Here is a 20,867-nt window from a genome sequence, read left to right on the forward strand (position 1 = left end):
ATCGTTCCTCGTAATCGACGAAGGCGTAAGCGTAACGCACCGCGCTGCAGCATGCGAGCGCAAACGTGCGTACGCCGCGCCTGAAGCGGGCGGCCGGCCACGGCCCAAAGCGCCTCGCCACGGCAAGTCCGCGTGTTAACATCGGCGCTCTTACGCATTTGCGCCATACCGCCATTCTGGAGACATCATGCAAACCGGCCCCCGCATCGGCACGCCGCTTTCCGCTTCCGCCACCCGTGTCATGCTGCTCGGCGCGGGCGAGCTTGGCAAGGAAGTGATCATCGCGCTGCAGCGTCTCGGCGTTGAGGTGATCGCCGTCGATCGTTACGAAAACGCGCCGGGCCATCAGGTCGCGCATCGCGCGCACGTGATCGACATGGCCGATCCCAAGGCGCTGCGCGCGCTCATCGACGCCGAACGCCCCCATCTCGTCGTGCCCGAAATCGAAGCGATCGCCACCGACGCGCTCGCCGCCGTCGAGGCCGAGGGTGTCGCCGAGGTGATCCCTACTGCGCGCGCCGCGCAGCTCACGATGAACCGCGAGGGCATCCGCCGCCTCGCCGCCGAGGAACTCGGCCTCGCCACCTCGCCCTATGCGTTCGCCGATTCGCTCGACGAGCTGAAGGCGGGCGTCGCCAAGGTCGGCTATCCATGCGTGGTGAAGCCGGTGATGTCGTCGTCGGGCAAGGGGCAGTCGGTCGTGCGCAGCGACGCCGACGTCGAGCGCGCCTGGGAATATGCGCTGGCGGGCGGCCGCGTGAACCGCGGGCGCGTGATCGTCGAGGGCTTCATCAACTTCGACTACGAAATCACGCAGCTCACCGTGCGCGCGATCGACCCGGCCAGCGGCCAGGTGCAGACGTATTTCTGCGATCCGATCGGCCACCTCCAGGTGGACGGCGACTACGTCGAATCATGGCAGCCGCAGCCGATGAGCGCGAAGGCGCTCGAGCGCTCGCGCGAAATCTCGCACAAGGTGACCGAGGCGCTGGGCGGCCGCGGTCTCTTCGGCGTCGAGCTGTTCGTGCGCGGCGACGAGGTGTGGTTCTCGGAAGTGAGCCCGCGCCCCCACGACACGGGGCTCGTCACGCTGGCGTCGCAGCGCTTCTCCGAGTTCGAACTGCATGCGCGCGCGATTCTCGGCCTGCCTGTCGATACGACGGCGCGCGGTCCGGGCGCTTCGGCCGTGATCTACGGCGGCATGGACGCGCGCGGCATCGCGTTCGAAGGCGTTGCACAAGCGCTGGCCGTGCCGGGCGCGGATTTGCGCCTCTTCGGCAAGCCCGAGAGCTTCGTGAAGCGCCGCATGGGCGTCGCGCTCGCCACGGGCGCCGACACCGACGAGGCCCGCTCGCGCGCCCGCGAAGCGGCCGCGGCGGTGCGTCCGGTGCCGGGCGACGCCGCACAGTGAGCCTGCGGCGCGGGGCCGGCGCAACGCCAACGCAACCCACGGAGAACACGATGATCGATGCTCGAAGCGGTGCAATCCGGCTGGCGGCTGCGTGCGGTCTCGCCGCCGCGCTGCACGTGGGCGCCGCGAATGCGGCAAATGCGGCGGCCCCGCTCGAAGTGCGTGACATCCAGGTGCAGTCGCGCCACACGTTCAGCTACACCTGCGCCAACAGCAAGACCTTCAAGGTCACCTATCTCAACGCGGCCAACGGCCAGAGCTTCGCGCTCGTGCCCGTGGCAGGCCGCAAGCTCCTTTTCGTCGGAGTGATCGCGGCCTCGGGCGTGAAGTACGTCGCCGACCGCTACACGTGGTGGACCAAGGGCCCTGGCGCGGATCTCTACGACGTCACGTCCGACGCGAGTCCGAAGCCGGTGCTCTCGGGCTGCGCGACGATCATGCGCTAACGCCGAACGCACGCTTCACGACACATTCCGCCTGGCGGGAGTAACCTGTCGGCCTGTTCGCGAAGGTCGGCTGCCGCCCGCGCCGTCGGCCACGCGCTTGCCAGCGAGGTGGTCGATGAAAGCATCGGATCTGTTCGTGAAGGCGCTCGAAGCCGAAGGCGTCGACTATGTGTTCGGTATTCCAGGGGAAGAGAACCTCGATCTGCTCGAATCGCTGCGGCGCTCGAAGATTCGTCTGATCGTCACGCGCCACGAGCAGGCCGCGGGCTTCATGGCCGCCACTTACGGACGGCTGACGGGCCGCACCGGCGTGTGTCTGGCCACGCTCGGGCCCGGCGCAACCAATTTCGTGACGGCCGCGGCCTACGCGCAGTTAGGCGGCATGCCCATGCTGATGGTCACGGGCCAGAAGCCCATCAAGTCGAGCAAGCAGGGCCATTTCCAGATCGTCGACGTGGTGCGCATGATGGAGCCGCTCACCAAATACGCACGCCAGATCGTCTCTATCGGCAATATTCCAGCGCTCGTGCGCGAGGCGTTTCGCCAGGCCGAGCAGGAGCGGCCCGGCGCCGTGCATCTCGAACTGCCCGAAGATGTGGCCGACGAGGAAGGCGACGGCAAGCCCATTCCCAAGAGCTTCAGCCGCCGGCCCGTGGCCGAGGAAAAGGCCGTCGCGCACGCGGTCGGGGCGATCTGCAAGGCGCGCCATCCGCTTCTCATGATCGGCGCGGGGGGCAATCGCAAAACCACGCGCAACGTGCTGCGCGAGTTCGTCGACGAAACCGGCATCCCGTTCTTCACCACGCAGATGGGCAAGGGCGTGATCGACGAGTCGCATCCGCTCTGGCTCGGCAACGCCACGCTGTCGGACGGCGACTTCGTGCACCGCGCGATCGAGCACGCCGACTGCATCATCAACGTCGGCCACGACGTGATCGAAAAGCCACCGTTCTTCATGCGCAGCGCGGAAGAGAAAACCGTCATCCACGTGAATTTTCTCGGCGCGGAAGTCGACCCCGTGTATTTCCCGCAGATCGAGGTGGTGGGCGACATCGCCAACGCCGTGTGGCAGCTCAAGGAAAGCCTGAAACCGCGCGAGCACGCGTGGGATTTCGCGCGCTTCGAGGAGATCAAGCGCCATTTCGAGGCGCATCTCGCCAAAGGCCAGCACGACGAGCGCTTTCCCATGTATCCGGTGCGGCTCGTGCACGACGTGTACGGCGCGATGCCCGAGGACGGCATCCTGTGCCTCGACAACGGCATGTACAAGATCTGGTTCGCGCGCTACTACCGCGCGCGTGAGCCCAATTCGATCCTGCTCGACAACGCGCTCGCCTCGATGGGTGCGGGGTTGCCCTCGGCCATTGCCACGAAGATCGTGCATCCGCAGCGCAAGGTCGTGGCGGTGTGCGGCGACGGCGGCTTCATGATGAATTCGCAGGAACTGGAGACGGCGGTGCGCCTGAAGCTCGATCTCGTCGTGCTGCTGTTGCGCGACGACGCGTTCGGCATGATCCGCTGGAAGCAGGAGAACATGAATTTCCCCGATTACGGGATGACGCTGCAGAACCCCGATTTCGTCGACTATGCGCAGAGCTACGGCGCGCATGGACACCGCGTGGGCTCGGCGGACCAACTCAAGCCGCTCGTCGAGCAGTGCCTGGCGCTTCCGGGCGTGCATGTGATCGACGTGCCCATCGACTATTCGGACAACGAGCGCGTGCTCAATCGCGACATCAAGCGCCTGAGCGCGCAGCTTTGACGCCGCACTTACGGAGAACCCGTCATGCTCAAACCGACTTATCCGTACTATCTGGCCAATGAGGCCGTCGCCGCCAACACCGACCTCGAAGTCACCGACAAATTCAGCGGCGAAGTCGCCACGCGCGTCGCGCTCGCCGACGCGAAAGCGATCGACAAAGCCATCGCGGCCGCCGAAGCCGCCATGCCCGCCATGCGCGCGTTCCCGCCGTACAAGCGCCAGGCCGTGATCGACCATTGCGTGGCGCGCTTTCGCGAGCGCTTCGACGAGCTGGCGATGGCGCTGTGCATCGAGGCGGGCAAGCCGATCAACGATTCGCGCGGCGAGGCCACGCGCCTGATCGACACGTTTCGCGTGGCCGCCGAAGAGAGCGTGCGCATCGACGGCGAGATCGTGAATCTCGAGATTTCGGCGCGCGCGAAGGGCTATCACGGCTACGTGAAGCGTGTGCCGATCGGGCCGTGCTCGTTCATCTCGCCGTTCAATTTCCCGCTCAATCTGGCTGCGCACAAAGTCGCGCCGGCGCTCGCCGCAGGCGTGCCGTTCGTGCTGAAGCCCGCGAGCCGCACGCCGGTGGGGGCGCTCATCATCGGCGAGGTGCTGGCGGAAACCGACCTGCCCAAGGGCGCGTTCTCGATCCTGCCCGCGCACCGCGACGGCGCCGACCTCTTCACCACCGACGAGCGCTTCAAGCTGCTCTCGTTCACGGGCTCGCCCGCGGTGGGCTGGGACCTCAAGAAGAAGGCCGGGAAGAAGAAGGTGGTGCTGGAACTCGGCGGCAATGCGGCGGCTATCGTCGACGGCGATCAGGGCGGCAAGCTCGATTACGTGGTCGATCGCCTGGCTTTCGGCGCGTACTACCAGTCGGGGCAGAGCTGCATCGGCGTGCAGCGCATTCTCGTGCACGCGTCGATTTACGACACGCTGCGCGAGAAACTCATCGCCAAGGTCAAGACGCTCAAGATGGGCGACCCGAAGGACGAGACGACCTTCGTCGGGCCGATGATCTCCGAGTCCGAGTCGAAGCGTCTGGCGGGCTGGATGGAGAGCGCGGTGCTCGCGGGTGCGAAGATCGTCGCGGGCGGCAAGGTGGACGGCGCGATGTTCGAGGCCACACTGCTCGAAGACGTGCGCCGCGACACCGACCTCTATCGCAAGGAGGCGTTCGGGCCGGTCGCGATCCTGGAGCGTTTCGACGACTTCGGCCGTGCGCTCGAGATCGTCAACGACAGCGATTTCGGCCTGCAGGCGGGTGTGTTCACGGATTCGCTCGCCAACGCGCATCGCGCGTGGGATGGGCTCGACGTGGGCGGCGTGGTGATCAACGACATTCCGTCATTTCGCGTCGATAACATGCCGTACGGCGGCGTGAAGGACTCGGGCCTCGGGCGCGAGGGCGTACGCTACGCGATCGAGGATATGACCGAACTGCGGCTGATGGTGATGCGCGAGACGTGGTGAGTGGTGAGCAGCGGGCTGGCGGAAAAAGGGTGCGATGCTTCGCCGTATGGCGCGCGGGTTTTCCTCGTGCGCCGTGTTGCAGAACGCATGGCCCGCTGCCATAGGGAGTTATGCCAAGGTGCTACAATACCGGCCTTTCGGCCCTTTGCGCCTGCCGCAAAGGGCGGGCAGAACGCCGGCAGCGAGCAGGCAGCAAGCGGGCAGCAAGCAGGCGGCAAGCAGGCAGCAAGCCGCCCCGAGGCTTGCTGGATCGGCCTGAAAAAGCCGATCGAGCCGTTAACATATCCGGTGCGCACGCCAGTCAATAGACGAGGACGGCGCCGGAACCATCTGGAATCGAGCGAGTCTGGCTGGGTTGAACCCGAGCGAGCGCGGCGATGCAGCCAGCGCCCCGTCCCCGGCAGATTGTCTCGTCGTCCCACGGGCCATCCCGGGCCATCCGTTTGCCGGGAAGCCCTCGCGGGCGTGTGTTCCGCCCGTCGCAGGAGGGCGCCTGACGTGTTGTCCGGCGCCTTTGCATCGACCTGCAATGCCCAGCAGTGACCATTTGAGGCGCTCCCGCGCCTTGCGCGAATAGCGCCTTTATAGCGAAGCCACCATGTCCGACACAGCCGTCACGCCCAGCACTGCGAACTTTGACCAATTTGGTCTGGCCCCCGAAATCCTCAGGGCCGTCAAGGAGCAGGGCTACACGACGCCCACGCCGATCCAGGCGGAGGCGATTCCCGTGGTGCTCACGGGCCGCGACGTGATGGGCGCCGCGCAAACGGGCACGGGCAAGACGGCGAGCTTCTCGCTGCCGATCCTGCAACGCCTCCTGCCGATGGCGAGCACGAGCGCTTCGCCCGCCCGCCATCCGGTGCGTGCGTTGATTCTCACGCCGACGCGCGAGCTGGCCGACCAGGTCGCCAACAACGTGCGCACCTACGCGCAGCACACGCCGCTGCGCAGCGCGGTGGTGTTCGGCGGCGTCGACATGAATCCGCAGTCCGACGAGCTGCGCCGCGGCGTGGAAATCCTGATTGCGACGCCTGGCCGCCTGCTCGACCACGTGCAGCAAAAGACCACGAACCTGGGTCAGGTGCAGATGCTCGTGCTGGACGAAGCCGACCGCATGCTCGACATGGGTTTCCTGCCCGACCTGCAGCGCATCCTGAACCTGCTGCCGAAGGAGCGCCAGACGCTGCTCTTCTCGGCCACGTTCTCGGGCGAGATCAAGAAGCTTGCCGCGACCTATCTGCGCACGCCGCAGACCATTGAGGTGGCGCGCAGCAACTCCACCGCGACCAACGTCACCCAGGTGGTGTACGAAGTCGCCGAGGGCGACAAGACCGGCGCGGTCGTTCAGCTGATCCGCGACCGGGGCCTGAAGCAGGTGATCGTGTTCTGCAACAGCAAGATCGGCGCGAGCCGTCTCGCACGCCAGATCGAAAAGCAGGGCATCGTTGCGTCCGCGATCCACGGCGACCGCACGCAGAGCGAGCGCATGCAGGCACTCGACGCCTTCAAGCGCGGCGAAATCGAAGCGCTCGTGGCGACCGACGTGGCCGCGCGCGGCCTCGACATTGTCGAGCTGCCCGCCGTCATCAACTTCGACCTGCCTTTCAACGCCGAAGACTACGTGCACCGTATCGGCCGCACCGGCCGCGCGGGCGCCTCGGGTGATGCGCTTTCGCTGTGCAGCCCGAACGAGAAGAAGCAACTCGCCGATATCGAGAAGCTCATCAAGCGTCCGCTGACCGTGGAGCGCCTCGTGGTCGACGTGCCGGTGCCGCATCACGAAAGTGGCGGCCGCCGCCGCGAGCGCGACGGCTACGAGAGCCGCGAAGGCCGCGGTGAGCGTGGCACGCACCGCCGGGCGGCCTCGTTCGAGCGCCCGCATCATCATCGATCGCAGCCGGTCGACGATTTTTTCCTGAAGCCCTACGAGCCCTCGGCGAGTGCGCGCAGCAAGGCGGAAGACAATCCCGCGAACGCCGCGCCGCAAAAACAGCAGTCGAAGCAGCCGCTCGCGGCGCTGCTGGGCGGCCTCGGGTCGTCGTGGCGCAACAAGCCGACGTCGTCTTCGTCGAGCTGAGTTTGAGCGCGAAATCATCGCGCAACGCAGAAAAAACGGCATGTCGCTCCTGGCGGCATGCCGTTTTTGTTTATGCGGCCGGCAATTGCGCGAGCCGCCGCTGCCACGCATCGATCGCGTCGAGCTGGAACGCTGCGAGCGTCGCGGGCGCGGGATCGTGCAAAACGAGGCCCAGGTGCCGCGCCGCGGCCATCAGCGCTTCCAGAGGGCGTGACGCATCGAGCGCCTGCGCCCCGGTCTGCTTCGAGAGCTTTTCTCCCTCCGCGTTCGTGACAACCGGCACATGCAGATACGCGGGCGTCGGCACGCCAAGACACTGCTGGAGCCAGATTTGCCGCGCCGTCGAGTCGAGCAGGTCCGCGCCGCGCACCACGTGCGTGATGCGCTGGTCGGCGTCGTCCACGACGACGGCCAGCTGGTAGGCCCATTGACCGTCCGCGCGCAGCAGCACGAAATCGCCGACTTCGGTTGCGAGGTTCTGGTGCTGCGCGCCTTGCCAGCGGTCGTCGAAGCGGATCAGTGCGGGATTGGCGTGCACGCCGGCAGCTTCGGCGTGGGGTTCGCCCGCAGCTTCCAGGTCAGGCACGCGCAGCCGCCATGCGCGTGCGGGCTTGCCGTGCAGGCCGTTGCGGCAGGTACCCGGATAGATCAGCGTGGTGTTGCGCTGGTGCGCGCGCAGTTGCGAATCGGCGATTTCCTTGCGTGTGCAGCCGCACGGGTAGACGTGGCCTAAGGCGATCAGCCGGTCGAGCGCCGCGCGGTACAGATCGATGCGGCGGCTCTGCCATTCGGGTGGTTCGTCGGCGTGAAAGCCGAAGGCCGCAAGCGTCGCGAGAATGTCCTCGACTGCACCCGGCACCGTGCGCGGGCCGTCGATGTCCTCCACGCGCACGAGCCACACGCCGCCATGCGCTCGCGCGTCGAGCCAGCTCGCGAGCGCCGAAACGAGCGAGCCGAAGTGCAGCGGGCCAGTGGGCGAGGGCGCGAAGCGCCCGCGATACCCTTGCGGCGTTGCGCTCACGCGCGCGGCTTAAGCGGCAGCCTGAGCTGCTGCATCCGTCGCGCTCGCGCGCTCCGGATGGCACGCCGGGCAGCTCTTGCCCGCTACGTAAAGCGGCGAAGCCTGCTCTTGCGGCGTCACGACGGCGCGGCACGCGAAGCACTGCACGGTGTCCGTCGGTTCGAGCCGCGGATTGAGCGCGGTGCGCTGGTCGAACACGAAGCAGTCGCCGGTGTAATGCGCGCCGCCCACTTCCTCGAAGTATTTGAGAATGCCGCCCTCGAGCTGGTACACGTGCTCGATGCCCACTTCCTTCATGTGGATGGCCGCCTTTTCGCAGCGAATGCCGCCCGTGCAGAACGACACGACCGTCTTGCCTTCGAGGTCGGCGCGGTTCGCCTCGATCACCCCGGGGAATTGGCTGAACTTGTCGATGCGGTAGTCGAGCGCCTTGTCGAACGTGCCGACGTCGATTTCGAACGCATTGCGCGTGTCGAGCATGACAACGGGGCGGCCTGCGTCGTCGAAGCCGCGGTCGAGCCACTCCTTGAGCACGACGGGCGCGACGGAAGGCGCGCGGCCTTTCTCGGGGCGGATCGCGGGCTTCTTCATCGTGATGATCTCGCGCTTCAGGCGCACGAGCATGCGGTTGAAGGGCCGCGTTTCGGAGAGACTTTCCTTGAACCGCAGCGTCGCGAACTTGCCCTCGAAGAGCGGATCGTGGTTGATGTAGTGCATGAAGGCGCGCACGTTGCCTTCATCGCCGGCAACGAACAGGTTAATGCCTTCCGGCGCGAGCAGGATCGTGCCCCGCAAATCGAGCGATTGGCAGCGCTCGAGCACGAGCGGACGCCACTCGGCGGCCTTGTCGAGCGTGGCGAACTGGTAAGCGGAAAGATTGAGGATACGCATGGTGCAACTGGAAAGGCGCCACAAATAGGCGCGTGAAACCGGAGCCGGGCGCGCATGCTGCCTGTCAACGTCGGGTCCGGACTGCGGGTCCCCCGCAAACGGAATTGGGGCAGGGCGCGCGGCGGGCGCAATCCGCTATTATCCCTCAATCGCGACTCGCGCCGCCTGCGGCGTAATCGTCATGCCGTGCGGCGGCCCTGCGCCCGCGCAAGGTCCTGGCCAGAGCGGTTGGGCCGCCCCGGCCAACATCACTTGCTCATGCGAGCGTGCGCCGAAAATCGCGTGCCCCTGAAGGTACAATGACGGCCATGTCAGATCCCCGCTTCGTCCATCTCCGCGTCCACTCCGAATTCTCGATTGCCGACGGCATCGTGCGCCTCGACGACCTCGTCAAGGCGGCGGCCAAAGACGGCCAGGGCGCGCTCGCGCTCACCGACCTCGGTAACGCATTCGGCCTCGTCCGTTTCTACACCGAAGCCCGCGGCAAAGGGGTCAAACCCATCGCCGGCTGCGACGTCTGGATCGCGAATCCCGCCGACCGCGACAAGCCGTCGCGCCTACTGCTGCTGGTGAAGAACAAGCGCGGCTACCTGAATTTGTGTGAACTGCTTTCCAAGGCGTGGCTCACGAACCAGTATCGCGGCCGCGCGGAAGTCGACGTCGCGTGGCTCGAAGAAGGGCTGGCCGAGGGCCTGCTCGCGATCTCGGGTGCGCAACAGGGCGATGTGGGTCTCGCGCTCGCGGCGGGCAATGCGGAAAGCGCGAAGCGCCATGCGCAGCGCTGGGCGAAGCTGTTTCCGAACGCGTATTACATCGAGTTGCAGCGCTGCGGTCAGCCCGGCGGCGAGCAGTATGTCGGGCAGGCGGTGGCGCTCGCGTCGCAACTGAAGCTGCCGGTGGTCGCGACGCACCCCATGCAGTTCATGACCGACGAGGAATACACCGCGCACGAAGCGCGCGTGTGCATCTCGGAAGGCGACATCCTCGCGAATCCGCGCCGCCAGAAGCGCTTCACGACCGATCAGCGTTTTCGCACGCAGGACGAAATGGCCGCGCTGTTCGCGGACATTCCTTCGGCAATCGCGAACACCATCGAAATCGCGAGGCGCTGCAATCTCACGCTCGAACTCGGCAAGCCGAAGCTGCCGCTGTTCCCGACGCCCGACGGCCTCTCGCTCGACGACTATCTCGTGCAGCTTTCGAGAGAAGGTCTCGAAAAGCGCCTCGTGCAGCTGTATCCGGACGAAGCCGAACGCGAGCAGGAACGCGCGCGCTACAACGAGCGGCTCGAATTCGAGTGCGGGACCATCATCAAGATGGGCTTTCCGGGCTACTTCCTGATCGTTGCGGACTTCATCAACTGGGCGAAAAACAACGGCGTGCCGGTGGGGCCGGGCCGGGGTTCGGGCGCGGGCTCGCTGGTCGCGTACGCGCTCGGCATTACCGATCTCGATCCGCTGCGCTACAACCTGCTGTTCGAGCGCTTCCTGAATCCGGAACGCGTGTCGATGCCCGACTTCGACATCGACTTCTGCCAGCACGGGCGCGACCGCGTCATTCAGTACGTGAAGGAGAAGTACGGCGCCGACGCGGTGTCGCAGATCGCCACCTTCGGCACCATGGCCGCGAAGGCCGCGGTGCGCGACATCGGCCGCGTGCTCGATCTCGGCTACAACTTCACCGACGGCGTCGCCAAGCTGATTCCGTTCAAGCCGGGCAAGCATGTCACCATCGCCGACGCGATGAAGGAAGAGCCGCTCCTGCAGGAGCGCTACGACAACGAAGACGAAGTGCACCAGCTGCTCGACCTCGCGCAGCTCGTGGAAGGTCTCACGCGTAACGTGGGCATGCACGCGGGCGGCGTGCTGATTGCACCGGGCAAGCTCACCGACTTCTGCCCGCTCTACACGCAGGGCGACGAAAGCGGCGTCGTGAGCCAGTACGACAAGGACGACGTGGAAGCCGTCGGCCTCGTGAAGTTCGACTTTCTGGGTCTGACCACGCTCACGATTCTCGACTGGGCCGAGCGCTATATCCGCATGCTCGATCCGTCGAAGAAAGACTGGTCGCTCGCCCAGGTGCCGCTCGACGACGCACCGTCGTTCCAGATCCTCAAGAAAGCGAATACGGTTGCCGTGTTCCAGCTGGAAAGCCGCGGCATGCAGGGCATGCTGAAGGACGCGCAGCCCGACCGCTTCGAGGACATCATCGCGCTCGTCGCCTTGTATCGTCCGGGCCCGATGGACTTGATCCCGAGCTTCTGCGCGCGTAAGCACGGCCGCGAAGTGGTGGAGTATCCCGATCCGCGTGTCGAACCTGTTCTGAAAGAGACCTACGGCATTATGGTCTACCAGGAGCAGGTGATGCAGATGGCGCAGATCATCGGCGGCTACTCGCTCGGCGGCGCGGACTTGCTGCGTCGCGCGATGGGCAAGAAGAAGCCCGAGGAAATGGCCCAGCACCGCGAGATCTTCGCGGAAGGCGCGGCGAAGAATGGCCTCACGCGCGAGAAGGCGGACGAGACCTTCGACTTGATGGAGAAGTTCGCGGGCTACGGCTTCAACAAGTCGCATGCCGCCGCTTACGCGCTCCTCGCTTATCACACAGCGTGGCTCAAGGCGCACCATCCGGCGGAATTCATGGCGGCGAATATGTCGCTCGCCATGGACGACACCGACAAGGTGAAGATCCTCTTCGAGGACTGCCTGACCAACAAGATGGTCGTGCTGCCGCCGGACGTGAATGCCTCGGCGTACCGCTTCGAGCCGGTGGCCGACGCCAGCGTGGCCGAAGGCAAGCGCTCGCGCACGATCCGCTACGGTCTCGGCGCGATCAAGGGCAGCGGCCAGAACGCCATCGAAGAAATCTTGCGTGCGCGTGAAGAGGGCGGTCCGTTCAAGGACCTGTTCGACTTCTGCGAGCGCATCGACCGTCGTCTCGTGAATCGCCGCACCATCGAAGCGATGATCCGCGCCGGCGCGTTCGACACGATTCACGCGAACCGTGCACAGTTGCTCGCGTCCGTGCCGATGGCGATGGAAGCCGCCGACCAGGCGAGCGCCAACGCCATGCAGGCCGGCCTCTTCGATATGGGCGACGCGCCGCTCGCCGCGCACGAACTGGTGGACGAGCCGGCGTGGGGCGAGAAGCGCAAGCTCCAGGAAGAGAAGGCGGCGCTGGGCTTCTACCTCTCGGGCCACCTGTTCGACGCCTACAAGGACGAAGTGCGCCGCTTCGTGCGCCAGAAGATCGGCGAGCTGAAGGAAGGGCGCGACAAGCTGATCGCGGGCGTGATCGCGTCGTTGCGCACGCAAATGACCCAGCGCGGCAAAATGCTGATCGCGCTGCTCGACGACGGCACCGGCCAGTGCGAAGTGACGGTCTTCAACGAGCAGTTCGAGGCGCACAAGGCGCTCTTCAAGGAAGACGAGTTGCTCGTCGTGCAGGGCGGGGCGCGCAATGACGCGTTCACGGGCGGCATTCGCTTCACCGTGGATACCGTGATGGATCTGGAGCGCGCGCGTAGCCGCTATGCGCAAGCCGTGAAGCTGCAGATGAACGGCAATGCCAATGCCGGCGCGCTGCGCACGGTGCTCGAAGCGTATCGCGCGAAGCCCGACGACTCGCTGCCGGCCCCTGCCACGGAAACGCGCGGCCGTGGCGGCTTCGGGCGCGATCGCGGCGAGCGCGCGCAAGCGGTCATTCCGAACGGGCTCGCGGTGCAGATCGCCTATCGCAACGATCGGGCGGAAGGCGAAGTGCGTCTGGGCGACGCCTGGCGCGTCAAGCCCACCGACGACCTGCTCGCCGCGCTGCGTGGCGAGTTCGCGGGCAGTGAAATCGAGATCGTGTACTGACGGGATCGGGCGGCATGGCAGTTTTCGCGCTGCCACGCCGTCGCGTCGTTCGGCGAAACGCCCGGTTACCTCGCGAGTTCGGCCAGACCGCGTTCGGCGCGCACGGTACCGTCCGCGATACGCACCTTGACCCTTTCCTCATTGGAGCTTGCCTGCGCGCGCGGTTGCTCGCGGTGCCACAGGTGAAAGATTTCCGTGGCATAGGCGCCGAGCTTGCGGTGCACGCCGCAATTGGCGAGCCGGGCCACGAAATCGGCGTCCTCGTGCCCCCAGCCGGTGAAGCTGGTGTCGAACCCGTTCACGCGCTCGATGTCGCTGCGCCAGGCGCTCATGTTGCAGCCCTTGATGCCGCGCCACTTGAACTGCTCGATCACGCGCCACTTGCGATCCGGCAGCTTGACGAAGAGGGGCGCGATCTTGTTGACGTGGCCGGCGAGGCGTTGCTGCATCCAGAAGCCGAAGCCCTGGTCCGCAAGCGGGATCGTCTGCGCGATCGCCTGCTGCGTGAGCGTTTCGTCGAGCAGGATGCGGCTGCCGGTGATGATGGCGTGTTCGCTTGCGAGCTGCCGATGGCGCGCAACGAAATCGTGCTGCGCGACGCAGTCGCCGTCGAGAAAGATCAGGTAATCGCCGCGAGCCTCCACGATGCCCTTGTTGCGGATTTCGGCGAGGCGAAAGCCGACGTCCGGGTGCCACACGTGCTCCATGCGCACCGGACTCGACGCCGCGCAGCGCTCTACGGTTGCGCGGGTCGCATCGGCCGAGCCGTCGTCGGCGACGATGATTTCATGGTGCGTGTCGGACTGCGCGTTCAGGCTGGCCAGCACACGTTCGAGCGCATCGGGCCGGTTATAGGTGCTGACGATCACCGAAATCAGCATGTCGCGACGCGCGCTCATCGGCTTTCCGGTGCGGCGTCGCGGGCTTTTGCGGCGGCGGACTGCTGTGTCTCGAGGAGCATGAGCTTCAGGTAGCGGTAGTAGGTGCCTTCGGCGTTGGAGATCGCCAGCACGAAGCCCATCTTGCCGTCGAGAAAGCCGCGCTGAATGATCCAGCTGCGCACAAAAGACCAGAAGCCGTGCAGCAGCGCCTTGCGCAGGCCGCCGCGCTTGCCGCGCGCCGCGCCCTGGGTCGCGCCGTAGGTCGAATAGCTGTCGATTTTCCCGAGCACTTCGGAGAAGTCGCGGAAGCTGTAGTGAATCAGCGCCTGAGCGAGCGTGCCGACGCGCGCCTCGGGCGCGGCGATCACGCGTTCGTGCACGAGATCGTTCGAGAAGCGCGCCGCGTCGCGGCGAAAGAGCCGCGTCACGTAGTCGGGCGACCAGCCGGAATGACGGATCCACTTGCCGCAGTAGTTCGATTGGCGAGGCACGCGGAACAGGTCGGCGCCCTTCGTCTTCACGCTTGCGAGAATCTCGTCGCGAAGGAGGGCGGAAACGCGTTCGTCGGCGTCGAGCGAGAGAATCCACGGGCCGCGGGCGGCGTCGAGCGCGCGCTGCTTTTGCGGGCCGAAACCGGGCCAGTCGGTTTCGACGACCGTCGCGCCGAACTCGCGGCAGATGGCCTGGGTGCCGTCCGTGCTGCCCGAATCGAGCACGACGATTTCGTAGACCCAGCCGTGCACGGAAGCAAGGCAGTCCCGAATATCGTGTGCTTCGTTTTTGACGATGACGATGACACTGATCGCATCGGGTTTGGCGCTGTCGTTCATCGGCGCTGGCTCGCGATGGCTGGAACAAGGTGAAGAGGGTGGGAAGGCCGGCTGGAGCCGGCCTCGCGTTCGAAGAGATCGCGCTGACGCCTGCTGCGCGCGCGTTCGTGCCCCGAAGCCGAATCGCTGAGTATATACAAAAACACCGGTGGCTACGAAACCGCTCGGGCGCCGACCCCGGCCGGGCGGATACATCGCCTCCTGGGCCGAACGTTTACAATGGCGTACCTGTTTGCCGGGGGGCGGGCAGACTACCCGCATTTTTTTCGAGGAAATTTTGGGCGAGAGATCAACCTTGAGCAAGCCGATCGGCTCCGACACCAAGTCGTCGCCGATCGTGATTGGTCGGCGGCTGTGGCCGTATGTGAAGCCGCTTATGTGGGTGCTCCTTGCAGGCGTGCTCGCGATGGCCGTGGTGGCCGCCACCGAAGCCGGCATTCCCGCGCTGCTCAAGCCACTGCTCGATCACGGCTTCGGCACGCGCGGCGATGCGAAAGCGAAGTGGCTGGTGCCCACCGCCGTCATCGGGCTGGCGCTCGTGCGCGGCCTCGCGCAATACGCGTCCGGTTACTTGCTGCAGTACGTGTCGAACCGCGTGCTGCTGGCGCTGCGGCTCAAGATGTTCGAGCGCATGATTCACGCGAGCGTCGGCTTCTTTCAGCGCGAAACCGCGAGTACGGTCATCAACGCGATCGTGTTCGAGGTCAACCAGATTCTCGGCGTGCTGCTCGGCGTGCTGGTCACGCTCGTGCGCGACTCGCTCACGGTGGTCTTCCTGCTCGGCTACCTGTTCTATCTGAACTGGCGGCTCACGTTGATCGTCGCAGTGCTGCTGCCGGCTATCGGCTGGCTCGTCAGCAAGATCAACCGGCGTCTGCGCCGGCTGAACCGCGAGCATCAGATGCTCACGAACGACCTGTCCTATATCGTCGAGGAGACCGTGGGCGGCTACAAGGTCGTCAAGGTTCACAACGGTGAGCGCTACGAAAAGGAGCGCTTCGGCGAAATGAGCCGCCGCCTGCGCGGCTACCAGATGCGCATGACAGTGTCGGGCGGGCTCGCGCAGCCGCTCACGCAGTTCCTCGCTTCGATCGCGCTGGCGATCGTCATCACCATTGCCGTTGTCCAGGCCTCGAACGACCAGACGACGGTTGGCGGCTTCGTGGCGTTCGTCACGTCGATGCTGCTCGTGATCTCGCCGCTCAAGCACCTGATCGACGTGAATCAGCCGCTGCAGCGCGGCATGACCGCGGCCGAGCTGATCTTCGGGCTGATCGACGAGCCGCCCGAGCCCGCGGGCGGCGGCTTGCCGCTCGAACGCGCGCGCGGCGAGGTGGAGTTCCGCGACGTGTCGTTCGCTTATGGGGCGAGCCATCGCGTGACGCTCGACCATGTGTCGTTCCGCATCAACCCCGGTGAAATGGTGGCGCTCGCCGGCCCGTCCGGCAGCGGCAAGACCACGCTCGTGAATCTGTTGCCGCGCTTTTTCGATCCGAGCGGCGGCCAGGTGATGGTCGACGGCGTATCGATCGCCGATTACGACGTGCATGCGCTGCGCAACCAGATCGCGATGGTGAGCCAGGACGTGGTGCTGTTCAACGACACGGTCGCGAACAACGTCGCCTATGGCCAGGCGGCCGACCGCGAGCGCGTGGAGCGCGCGCTGCGCGCCGCGAACCTGTGGGAGACGATCTCGGCGCTGCCCGAAGGCATGGAGACGCTGATCGGCGATAACGGCATGAAGTTCTCGGGTGGCCAGCGCCAGCGCCTGGCGATCGCCCGTGCGATCTACAAGGATGCGCCGATCCTGATTCTCGACGAGGCGACCTCGGCACTCGATTCGGAGTCGGAGCGCCACGTGCAGGCGGCGCTGGAAACGCTGATGCGCGGGCGCACGACGCTCGTGATCGCGCACCGCCTGTCGACGATCGAGCGCGCGAACCGCATCCTCGTGATGGATGGCGGCCACATCGTCGAATCCGGCACGCACCAGCAGCTGCTCGAGAAGGGCGGCATGTACGCGCACCTGCACAAGATCCAGTATCAGCAGAGCGCTGCCTGACCCTTCTGGGCGATGACGCGGCGCGCGAGTTCAGCCGCGCCGCGCTCATGAAGGCGCGCCGGCGCGCGGCATGGGCCTGAGCCGCTATATGTCTGGGGTGATCAGGCGGCGGCGGGCGCTGTCGCGGGAGCGCGAGCGGCGAGTTGGCGCAGCATCGCGCCAACGACTTGCGCGGGCGGGATGGTGTCCACGTTGCCGCTGCCCTGCAGGCCGATGGATCGGCAGGCTTGGGTCAAGCGCAGGTAGGGCGGCTCTTGATGCCGGAACAGTGAGACGCTGGGCGTTTGCGTGGTGTGGGCGACGTGCATCAGGCCGCCGTCCGCGCCGACGAACAGTTCTGCGTGCGCAACGATCTCGCGTGCCTGAAGGAACGCGAGCTTGCCGGTCAGCGAGCGGATGCGCACGTTGGCGCTCGCGCTCGCGCACAACTGCTCCGCGATTTGCGTGCCGTTGTCCGATCCGAGCACGACGATTTCCTTCGCGGCGCTCGCGTCGTCGTACTTGCTCAACAATTCGATGACTTCGGACCAGCGGTTGTAGGTGCGATCGGGGTCCACGCCACCCGCCGCGATGGCGATGAACGGACGCGCAGGCAAGAGGCCGCGCACCGACTCGCGTGTTGCCGGCTTGCTGGCGAGATAGGGCTTGCTGATCGCGGCGAGCGTGTCGGCGTCGTGGCCGAGCGAAAACACGTCGTTGACGCTCGCGAAGCTGAAGCGGGTCTGGTTGCGGTCGGGGCCGTTGAAGTAACGGAACAGGCCCGCGAACGGCAGCTTCGCGAAGTGCCGGGTCTTGATGCGAATCGAGGGCAGGTTGTACTCGGAGAGCAGGATCGCGTCGTAGCGGCTCGCGTCAACTTCGCCCGGGTCGCCGTAGACCTTGCCAAACACGTCGTCTTCGCTGAATAGCGGCGCCAGCGACGGCAGCGCGAGCAGATCGATGCGCACGCCCAGGTCCTTGAGCAGGGCGCGGCCGGCCATGTCCATCGTCGCGTCGCCGAAGTTGCGTTTGGCGTAGACCCACAGGATTCGCTGCGAAGGGTCCAGATGTGCCTGTTCGAGGCGCATCTGGCGGTGCGCCCTCAGAAGAAACTGCTTGTGCAGGTATTTCTTCGCGATCTTGATGCGGCTGGTGCTGCGAAGAAATGGCTCCGGCTCGTAAGGCACGCCCGCATAGGGGATCATGCAGGACCGGGAAACGGTCCGATCGAGCCAGCTTGCCGGCGAAACCCACGAAGTGTTTGAGTTGCTCTGCTGAAACACGGGTCTACTTGGTCTTCAAGATAACCTCTTATTATCACACGATAGTGGCCTGCGCGCTTCACGAAGAATGAGGGGCGGCTGAATTGGCGGGCACTGCGGGATACGAACTTCCGCGGCGGGTTCGGGTAAGAAGAATGTATGCGTACAATATCGCGTTTCTCGTCATGCTTCGCACCCAAAAAGCCGCGTAGTCAGGACGTGATGAGAGAACCCATTTTCCACGCGTCCATGCTGGCCGTTCTCGCGGCGAGCACGGAACGCACGGATGTCAAATCTGACCCTTTCTAGGGCAAACCTTCATGTTCAGTATTCTGATCCCGACCTGGAATAACCTGCCGTACCTCAAGATGTGCGTCGACAGCATCCGGCGCCATTCTTCGTTCGAGCACGAGATTCTCGTGCACGTCAACGACGGCAGCGACGGCACGCTCGACTGGGTCCGTGAACAGGGCATCCGCCATACGTGGAGCAAGGGGAACGTGGGTGTATGCCTCGCCGTGAACGACGTGGCGCGCCTCGCCACGACGGAGTGGATCCTGTTCATGAACGACGACATGTTCTGCACGCCCGGTTGGGATTCGGCCTTCGTCGACGCACTGCGCGAAATCGGCGAGGCGCCTGCCTATCTCGCCTCGCAGATCATCGAGCCGACCGACACCGGCAACGGCCTCGTGACGGTCGCCCACTTCGGCACGGGTCCTGCCGACTTCAACGAGGCGGGGCTGCTCGAATTCGCCGCGAAGATGAACACGGCCGACCGCAACGGCATCGCGCTGCAGCCGACCCTCGTGAGCCGCGAGCTTTGGCTGCGCGTGGGTGGCTATAGCATCGAATTCGGGCCGGGCATGAGCAGCGACGACGACTTTCTGATGAAGCTCTGGCTGGTCGGCTGCCGCACGTTCCGCTCGGTAGGCGCGAGCCGTATCTACCATTTCGGCTGCCGTACGACGGGACGCATACGCCGCAATCGCGGCGGCCGCGAATTCCTCCTGAAGTGGGGCGTGACGCAGCGCGATTTCAAGTACAACTACATGGCCCGCACGGCCGACGCCGCGCCGGGCATGCTTCCCAACGTGCCGCGGCCCAACTTCGTGAGCCGTCTCAAGCGGGTGATGTACGCGTTCGGCCTTTACCCGACCCAAGATCTCGAAGCGTGGGAGCCCGATTTGCCCGCGCAACTTCAGCACACCGCCTCGTTGACTCAAAACGCCACGCCGCGCCAGTAAGGGCGCAAACGCCGACGGCGCCCTTCGGCGCCGGATCGCGCGGACTTTGCCTCGAATTGGAACAGTGCCTTAGGATTCTAGGGGTTAACCCTAGTCAATCGTGAGCATACGATGCGTACATCGGTCGCATGCACATACCGTCGCACGTCGACCGCCTGATCCAACTGGAGGTCGTTTCCATGAAGTCCCTGATTCAAGCCGTTGCCGTCGCCGCCGCTCTTGCCGCTGCCGCTCTTCCCACCGCTTCGTTCGCGCAGTCGCACTCGACCATCACCCGCGCCCAGGTGCGCGCCGAACTCGTGCAGCTCCAGCAGGCGGGCTACCGCGTTGGCGATGGCGACAACGCCCACTATCCGGAAGCGATCCAGGCCGCCCAGGCGAAGGTAGCGGCGTTGAATGGTGCAAACAGCAGCTACGGCGGCGTGGCCAACGCCTCGCAATCGGGCGGCCGCGCCACGGTGTCGCCTGAAGACTGGAACGCGATGTACTCGCGCTAAGCCATCGCGGCGCGCGTGCTTTTTGTGAAGTGCGCGAAGGGGAAGGGGATACGTCAGACGGCGCGAGGCGCTTCGGCTTCGCTGCCCGCAGGTTCTGCGGCGTACGACGTTTCCTCCAGCAGCGCGAGCAGCGTGCGGGCTTGCACGAGCGTGTCGCCCGTCATCGGCTGGAACGCGAAGTGCAGCGATTTTTCCAGCTTCGCGAAGTTGCGCCGCGTGCTGCGCGTGTAGGCGGGATCGTAGTGCTGCGCGACGAGCGTCTCGTAAAGCTCCGCCCGTCGATCTTCGTCGAGCAGCTTGCACCACGATTCGATACGCTCGCGCCCGTGCAGCGGCGTGAGTTTGTTCAGTTGCTCGCGGAAATACGTACGGTCGTCGAACAAATGTCCGTACTCCTCGAGCAGCAAGTCGATACGTTCTTTGCGCGCGACATCGAGTACGACACAAGGCGCGCCGTGCAGACGTTCTACGAGCGCGGGCGGCAGCGTGATGATGCCGATGCGCCGGCTCTCGGCCTCGACAAACACGGGGCGCGTGGCGTCGAAGCCGCGCAGCGTCTGCACGAGCGCCGTGTCGAACGACTTCTGCGACGGCTGCGCTCGCATCGGCAGCGCGCCCAGCAACGAACCGCGATGCGCAGCGAGCCCTTCGAGATCGAGCATCTGCGCGTCGGCCCGTCCCAGCGCCTTTAACAGGCGCGTCTTGCCGCTCCCGGTCGGCCCGGCCAGCACGATATAGCGGAACCCTTCGGGCAACGTGCCAAGCGCCTGAACGACCGTGTGCCGATAGGCCTTGTAGCCGCCATCCAGTTGACGCGCGCGCCAGCCGATCATGTTGAACCAGGCCGTCATCGAGCCGGAACGCTTGCCGCCGCGCCAGCAGTAGATGAGCGGGCGCCAGTTGCGTGGACGGTCGGCGAACAGCGTGTCGAGATGCATGGCGATATTGCGCGCCACCATGGCCGCGCCCACGCGCGTCGCCTCGAAGGGCGAGTCCTTGTACATGGTCCCGACGATCACGCGCTCCTCGTTGCTGAGCACGGGCGCGTTGATCGCGCCGGGAACGTGGTCCTCGGCAAATTCGAGCGGCGTTCGTACGTCGACGATCTCGTCGAATTCGCCGATCTGTTCAATGGTGACGCGCTGGTGATTCAACTGCGATGCTCCGGTGATGCCTGCAACGG

The 20,867-nt window shown here is 65.5% G+C and carries 15 protein-coding genes; 9 read left to right on the forward strand and 6 right to left on the reverse strand.

The genetic code is table 11. The annotated features are described in order from the left end of the window. The first annotated feature begins 187 nt into the window (after positions 1-187). From purT to M3I56_RS22160, 5 genes are all read left to right on the forward strand, one after another. Complete coding sequence (purT, locus tag M3I56_RS22140; RefSeq protein ID WP_254355818.1) at positions 188-1,411, forward strand: formate-dependent phosphoribosylglycinamide formyltransferase; 1,224 nt, start codon at positions 188-190, stop codon at positions 1,409-1,411. Between the two features lie 50 nt (positions 1,412-1,461). Beyond that, a complete protein-coding gene (locus tag M3I56_RS22145) occupies positions 1,462-1,857 on the forward strand; it encodes an MliC family protein (protein ID WP_254355819.1) in 396 nt (131 codons plus the stop codon). A gap of 115 nt (positions 1,858-1,972) precedes the next feature. Then, the gene (locus M3I56_RS22150; RefSeq protein WP_254355820.1) at positions 1,973-3,619 is read left to right on the forward strand and encodes an acetolactate synthase large subunit; all 1,647 of its coding nucleotides are present in this window, start codon (positions 1,973-1,975) and stop codon (positions 3,617-3,619) included. A 24-nt stretch (positions 3,620-3,643) separates the two neighbouring features. Continuing rightward, positions 3,644-5,080, forward strand: coding sequence for an aldehyde dehydrogenase family protein (locus tag M3I56_RS22155; RefSeq protein ID WP_254355821.1), 1,437 nt, complete (start codon positions 3,644-3,646; stop codon positions 5,078-5,080). A gap of 598 nt (positions 5,081-5,678) precedes the next feature. Next, the gene (locus tag M3I56_RS22160) at positions 5,679-7,157 is read left to right on the forward strand and encodes a DEAD/DEAH box helicase (protein WP_254355822.1); all 1,479 of its coding nucleotides are present in this window, start codon (positions 5,679-5,681) and stop codon (positions 7,155-7,157) included. A gap of 70 nt (positions 7,158-7,227) precedes the next feature. Here M3I56_RS22160 and gluQRS read toward each other — a convergent pair whose 3' ends face one another. Then, positions 7,228-8,178: a tRNA glutamyl-Q(34) synthetase GluQRS gene (gene gluQRS / locus M3I56_RS22165; protein WP_254355823.1), complete on the reverse strand. Its 951-nt coding sequence runs from the start codon at positions 8,176-8,178 to the stop codon at positions 7,228-7,230. Positions 8,179-8,187: 9 nt separating this feature from the next. Then, positions 8,188-9,069, reverse strand: coding sequence for a sulfurtransferase (locus M3I56_RS22170; RefSeq protein ID WP_254355824.1), 882 nt, complete (start codon positions 9,067-9,069; stop codon positions 8,188-8,190). 299 nt (positions 9,070-9,368) lie between these two features. Here M3I56_RS22170 and dnaE point away from each other — a divergent pair, with 299 nt between their 5' ends. Further along, a complete protein-coding gene (gene dnaE, locus M3I56_RS22175; RefSeq protein WP_254355825.1) occupies positions 9,369-12,926 on the forward strand; it encodes a DNA polymerase III subunit alpha in 3,558 nt (1,185 codons plus the stop codon). 65 nt (positions 12,927-12,991) lie between these two features. Here the strand turns inward: dnaE and M3I56_RS22180 are convergent, their stop codons facing one another. After that, the gene (locus M3I56_RS22180) at positions 12,992-13,825 is read right to left on the reverse strand and encodes a glycosyltransferase family 2 protein (RefSeq protein ID WP_254355826.1); all 834 of its coding nucleotides are present in this window, start codon (positions 13,823-13,825) and stop codon (positions 12,992-12,994) included. Continuing rightward, entirely contained in the window at positions 13,822-14,637 is an 816-nt protein-coding gene (locus M3I56_RS22185; protein ID WP_254355827.1) for a glycosyltransferase family 2 protein, read from the reverse strand. The genes M3I56_RS22180 and M3I56_RS22185 overlap by 4 nt, the downstream gene beginning before the upstream one ends. A 277-nt stretch (positions 14,638-14,914) precedes the next feature. Between M3I56_RS22185 and msbA the strand changes: the two genes are divergently transcribed. Then, positions 14,915-16,699, forward strand: a complete 1,785-nt coding sequence (gene msbA / locus M3I56_RS22190) for a lipid A export permease/ATP-binding protein MsbA (protein ID WP_254355828.1) — start codon at positions 14,915-14,917, stop codon at positions 16,697-16,699. A 101-nt stretch (positions 16,700-16,800) separates the two neighbouring features. Here msbA and M3I56_RS22195 read toward each other — a convergent pair whose 3' ends face one another. Beyond that, positions 16,801-17,883 (reverse strand): glycosyltransferase family 9 protein, encoded by a 1,083-nt coding sequence (locus M3I56_RS22195; RefSeq protein ID WP_254355829.1) that lies wholly within the window; start codon positions 17,881-17,883, stop codon positions 16,801-16,803. A 377-nt stretch (positions 17,884-18,260) separates the two neighbouring features. Here M3I56_RS22195 and M3I56_RS22200 point away from each other — a divergent pair, with 377 nt between their 5' ends. Both M3I56_RS22200 and M3I56_RS22205 read left to right on the forward strand, forming a co-directional pair. After that, positions 18,261-19,187 carry a glycosyltransferase family 2 protein gene (locus tag M3I56_RS22200; RefSeq protein ID WP_254355830.1) on the forward strand — a complete coding sequence of 309 codons (927 nt, stop codon included), beginning with the start codon at positions 18,261-18,263 and terminating at the stop codon, positions 19,185-19,187. 179 nt (positions 19,188-19,366) lie between these two features. Next, a complete protein-coding gene (locus M3I56_RS22205) occupies positions 19,367-19,684 on the forward strand; it encodes a DUF4148 domain-containing protein (RefSeq protein ID WP_254336519.1) in 318 nt (105 codons plus the stop codon). Positions 19,685-19,737: 53 nt separating this feature from the next. Here M3I56_RS22205 and mnmH read toward each other — a convergent pair whose 3' ends face one another. After that, entirely contained in the window at positions 19,738-20,838 is a 1,101-nt protein-coding gene (gene mnmH, locus M3I56_RS22210; protein WP_254355831.1) for a tRNA 2-selenouridine(34) synthase MnmH, read from the reverse strand. Positions 20,839-20,867: the final 29 nt, after the last annotated feature.

Origin of the sequence: Paraburkholderia sp. CNPSo 3281, from assembly GCF_024206515.1 — a bacterium.
Classification (GTDB): Bacteria; Pseudomonadota; Gammaproteobacteria; order Burkholderiales; family Burkholderiaceae; genus Paraburkholderia; species Paraburkholderia nodosa.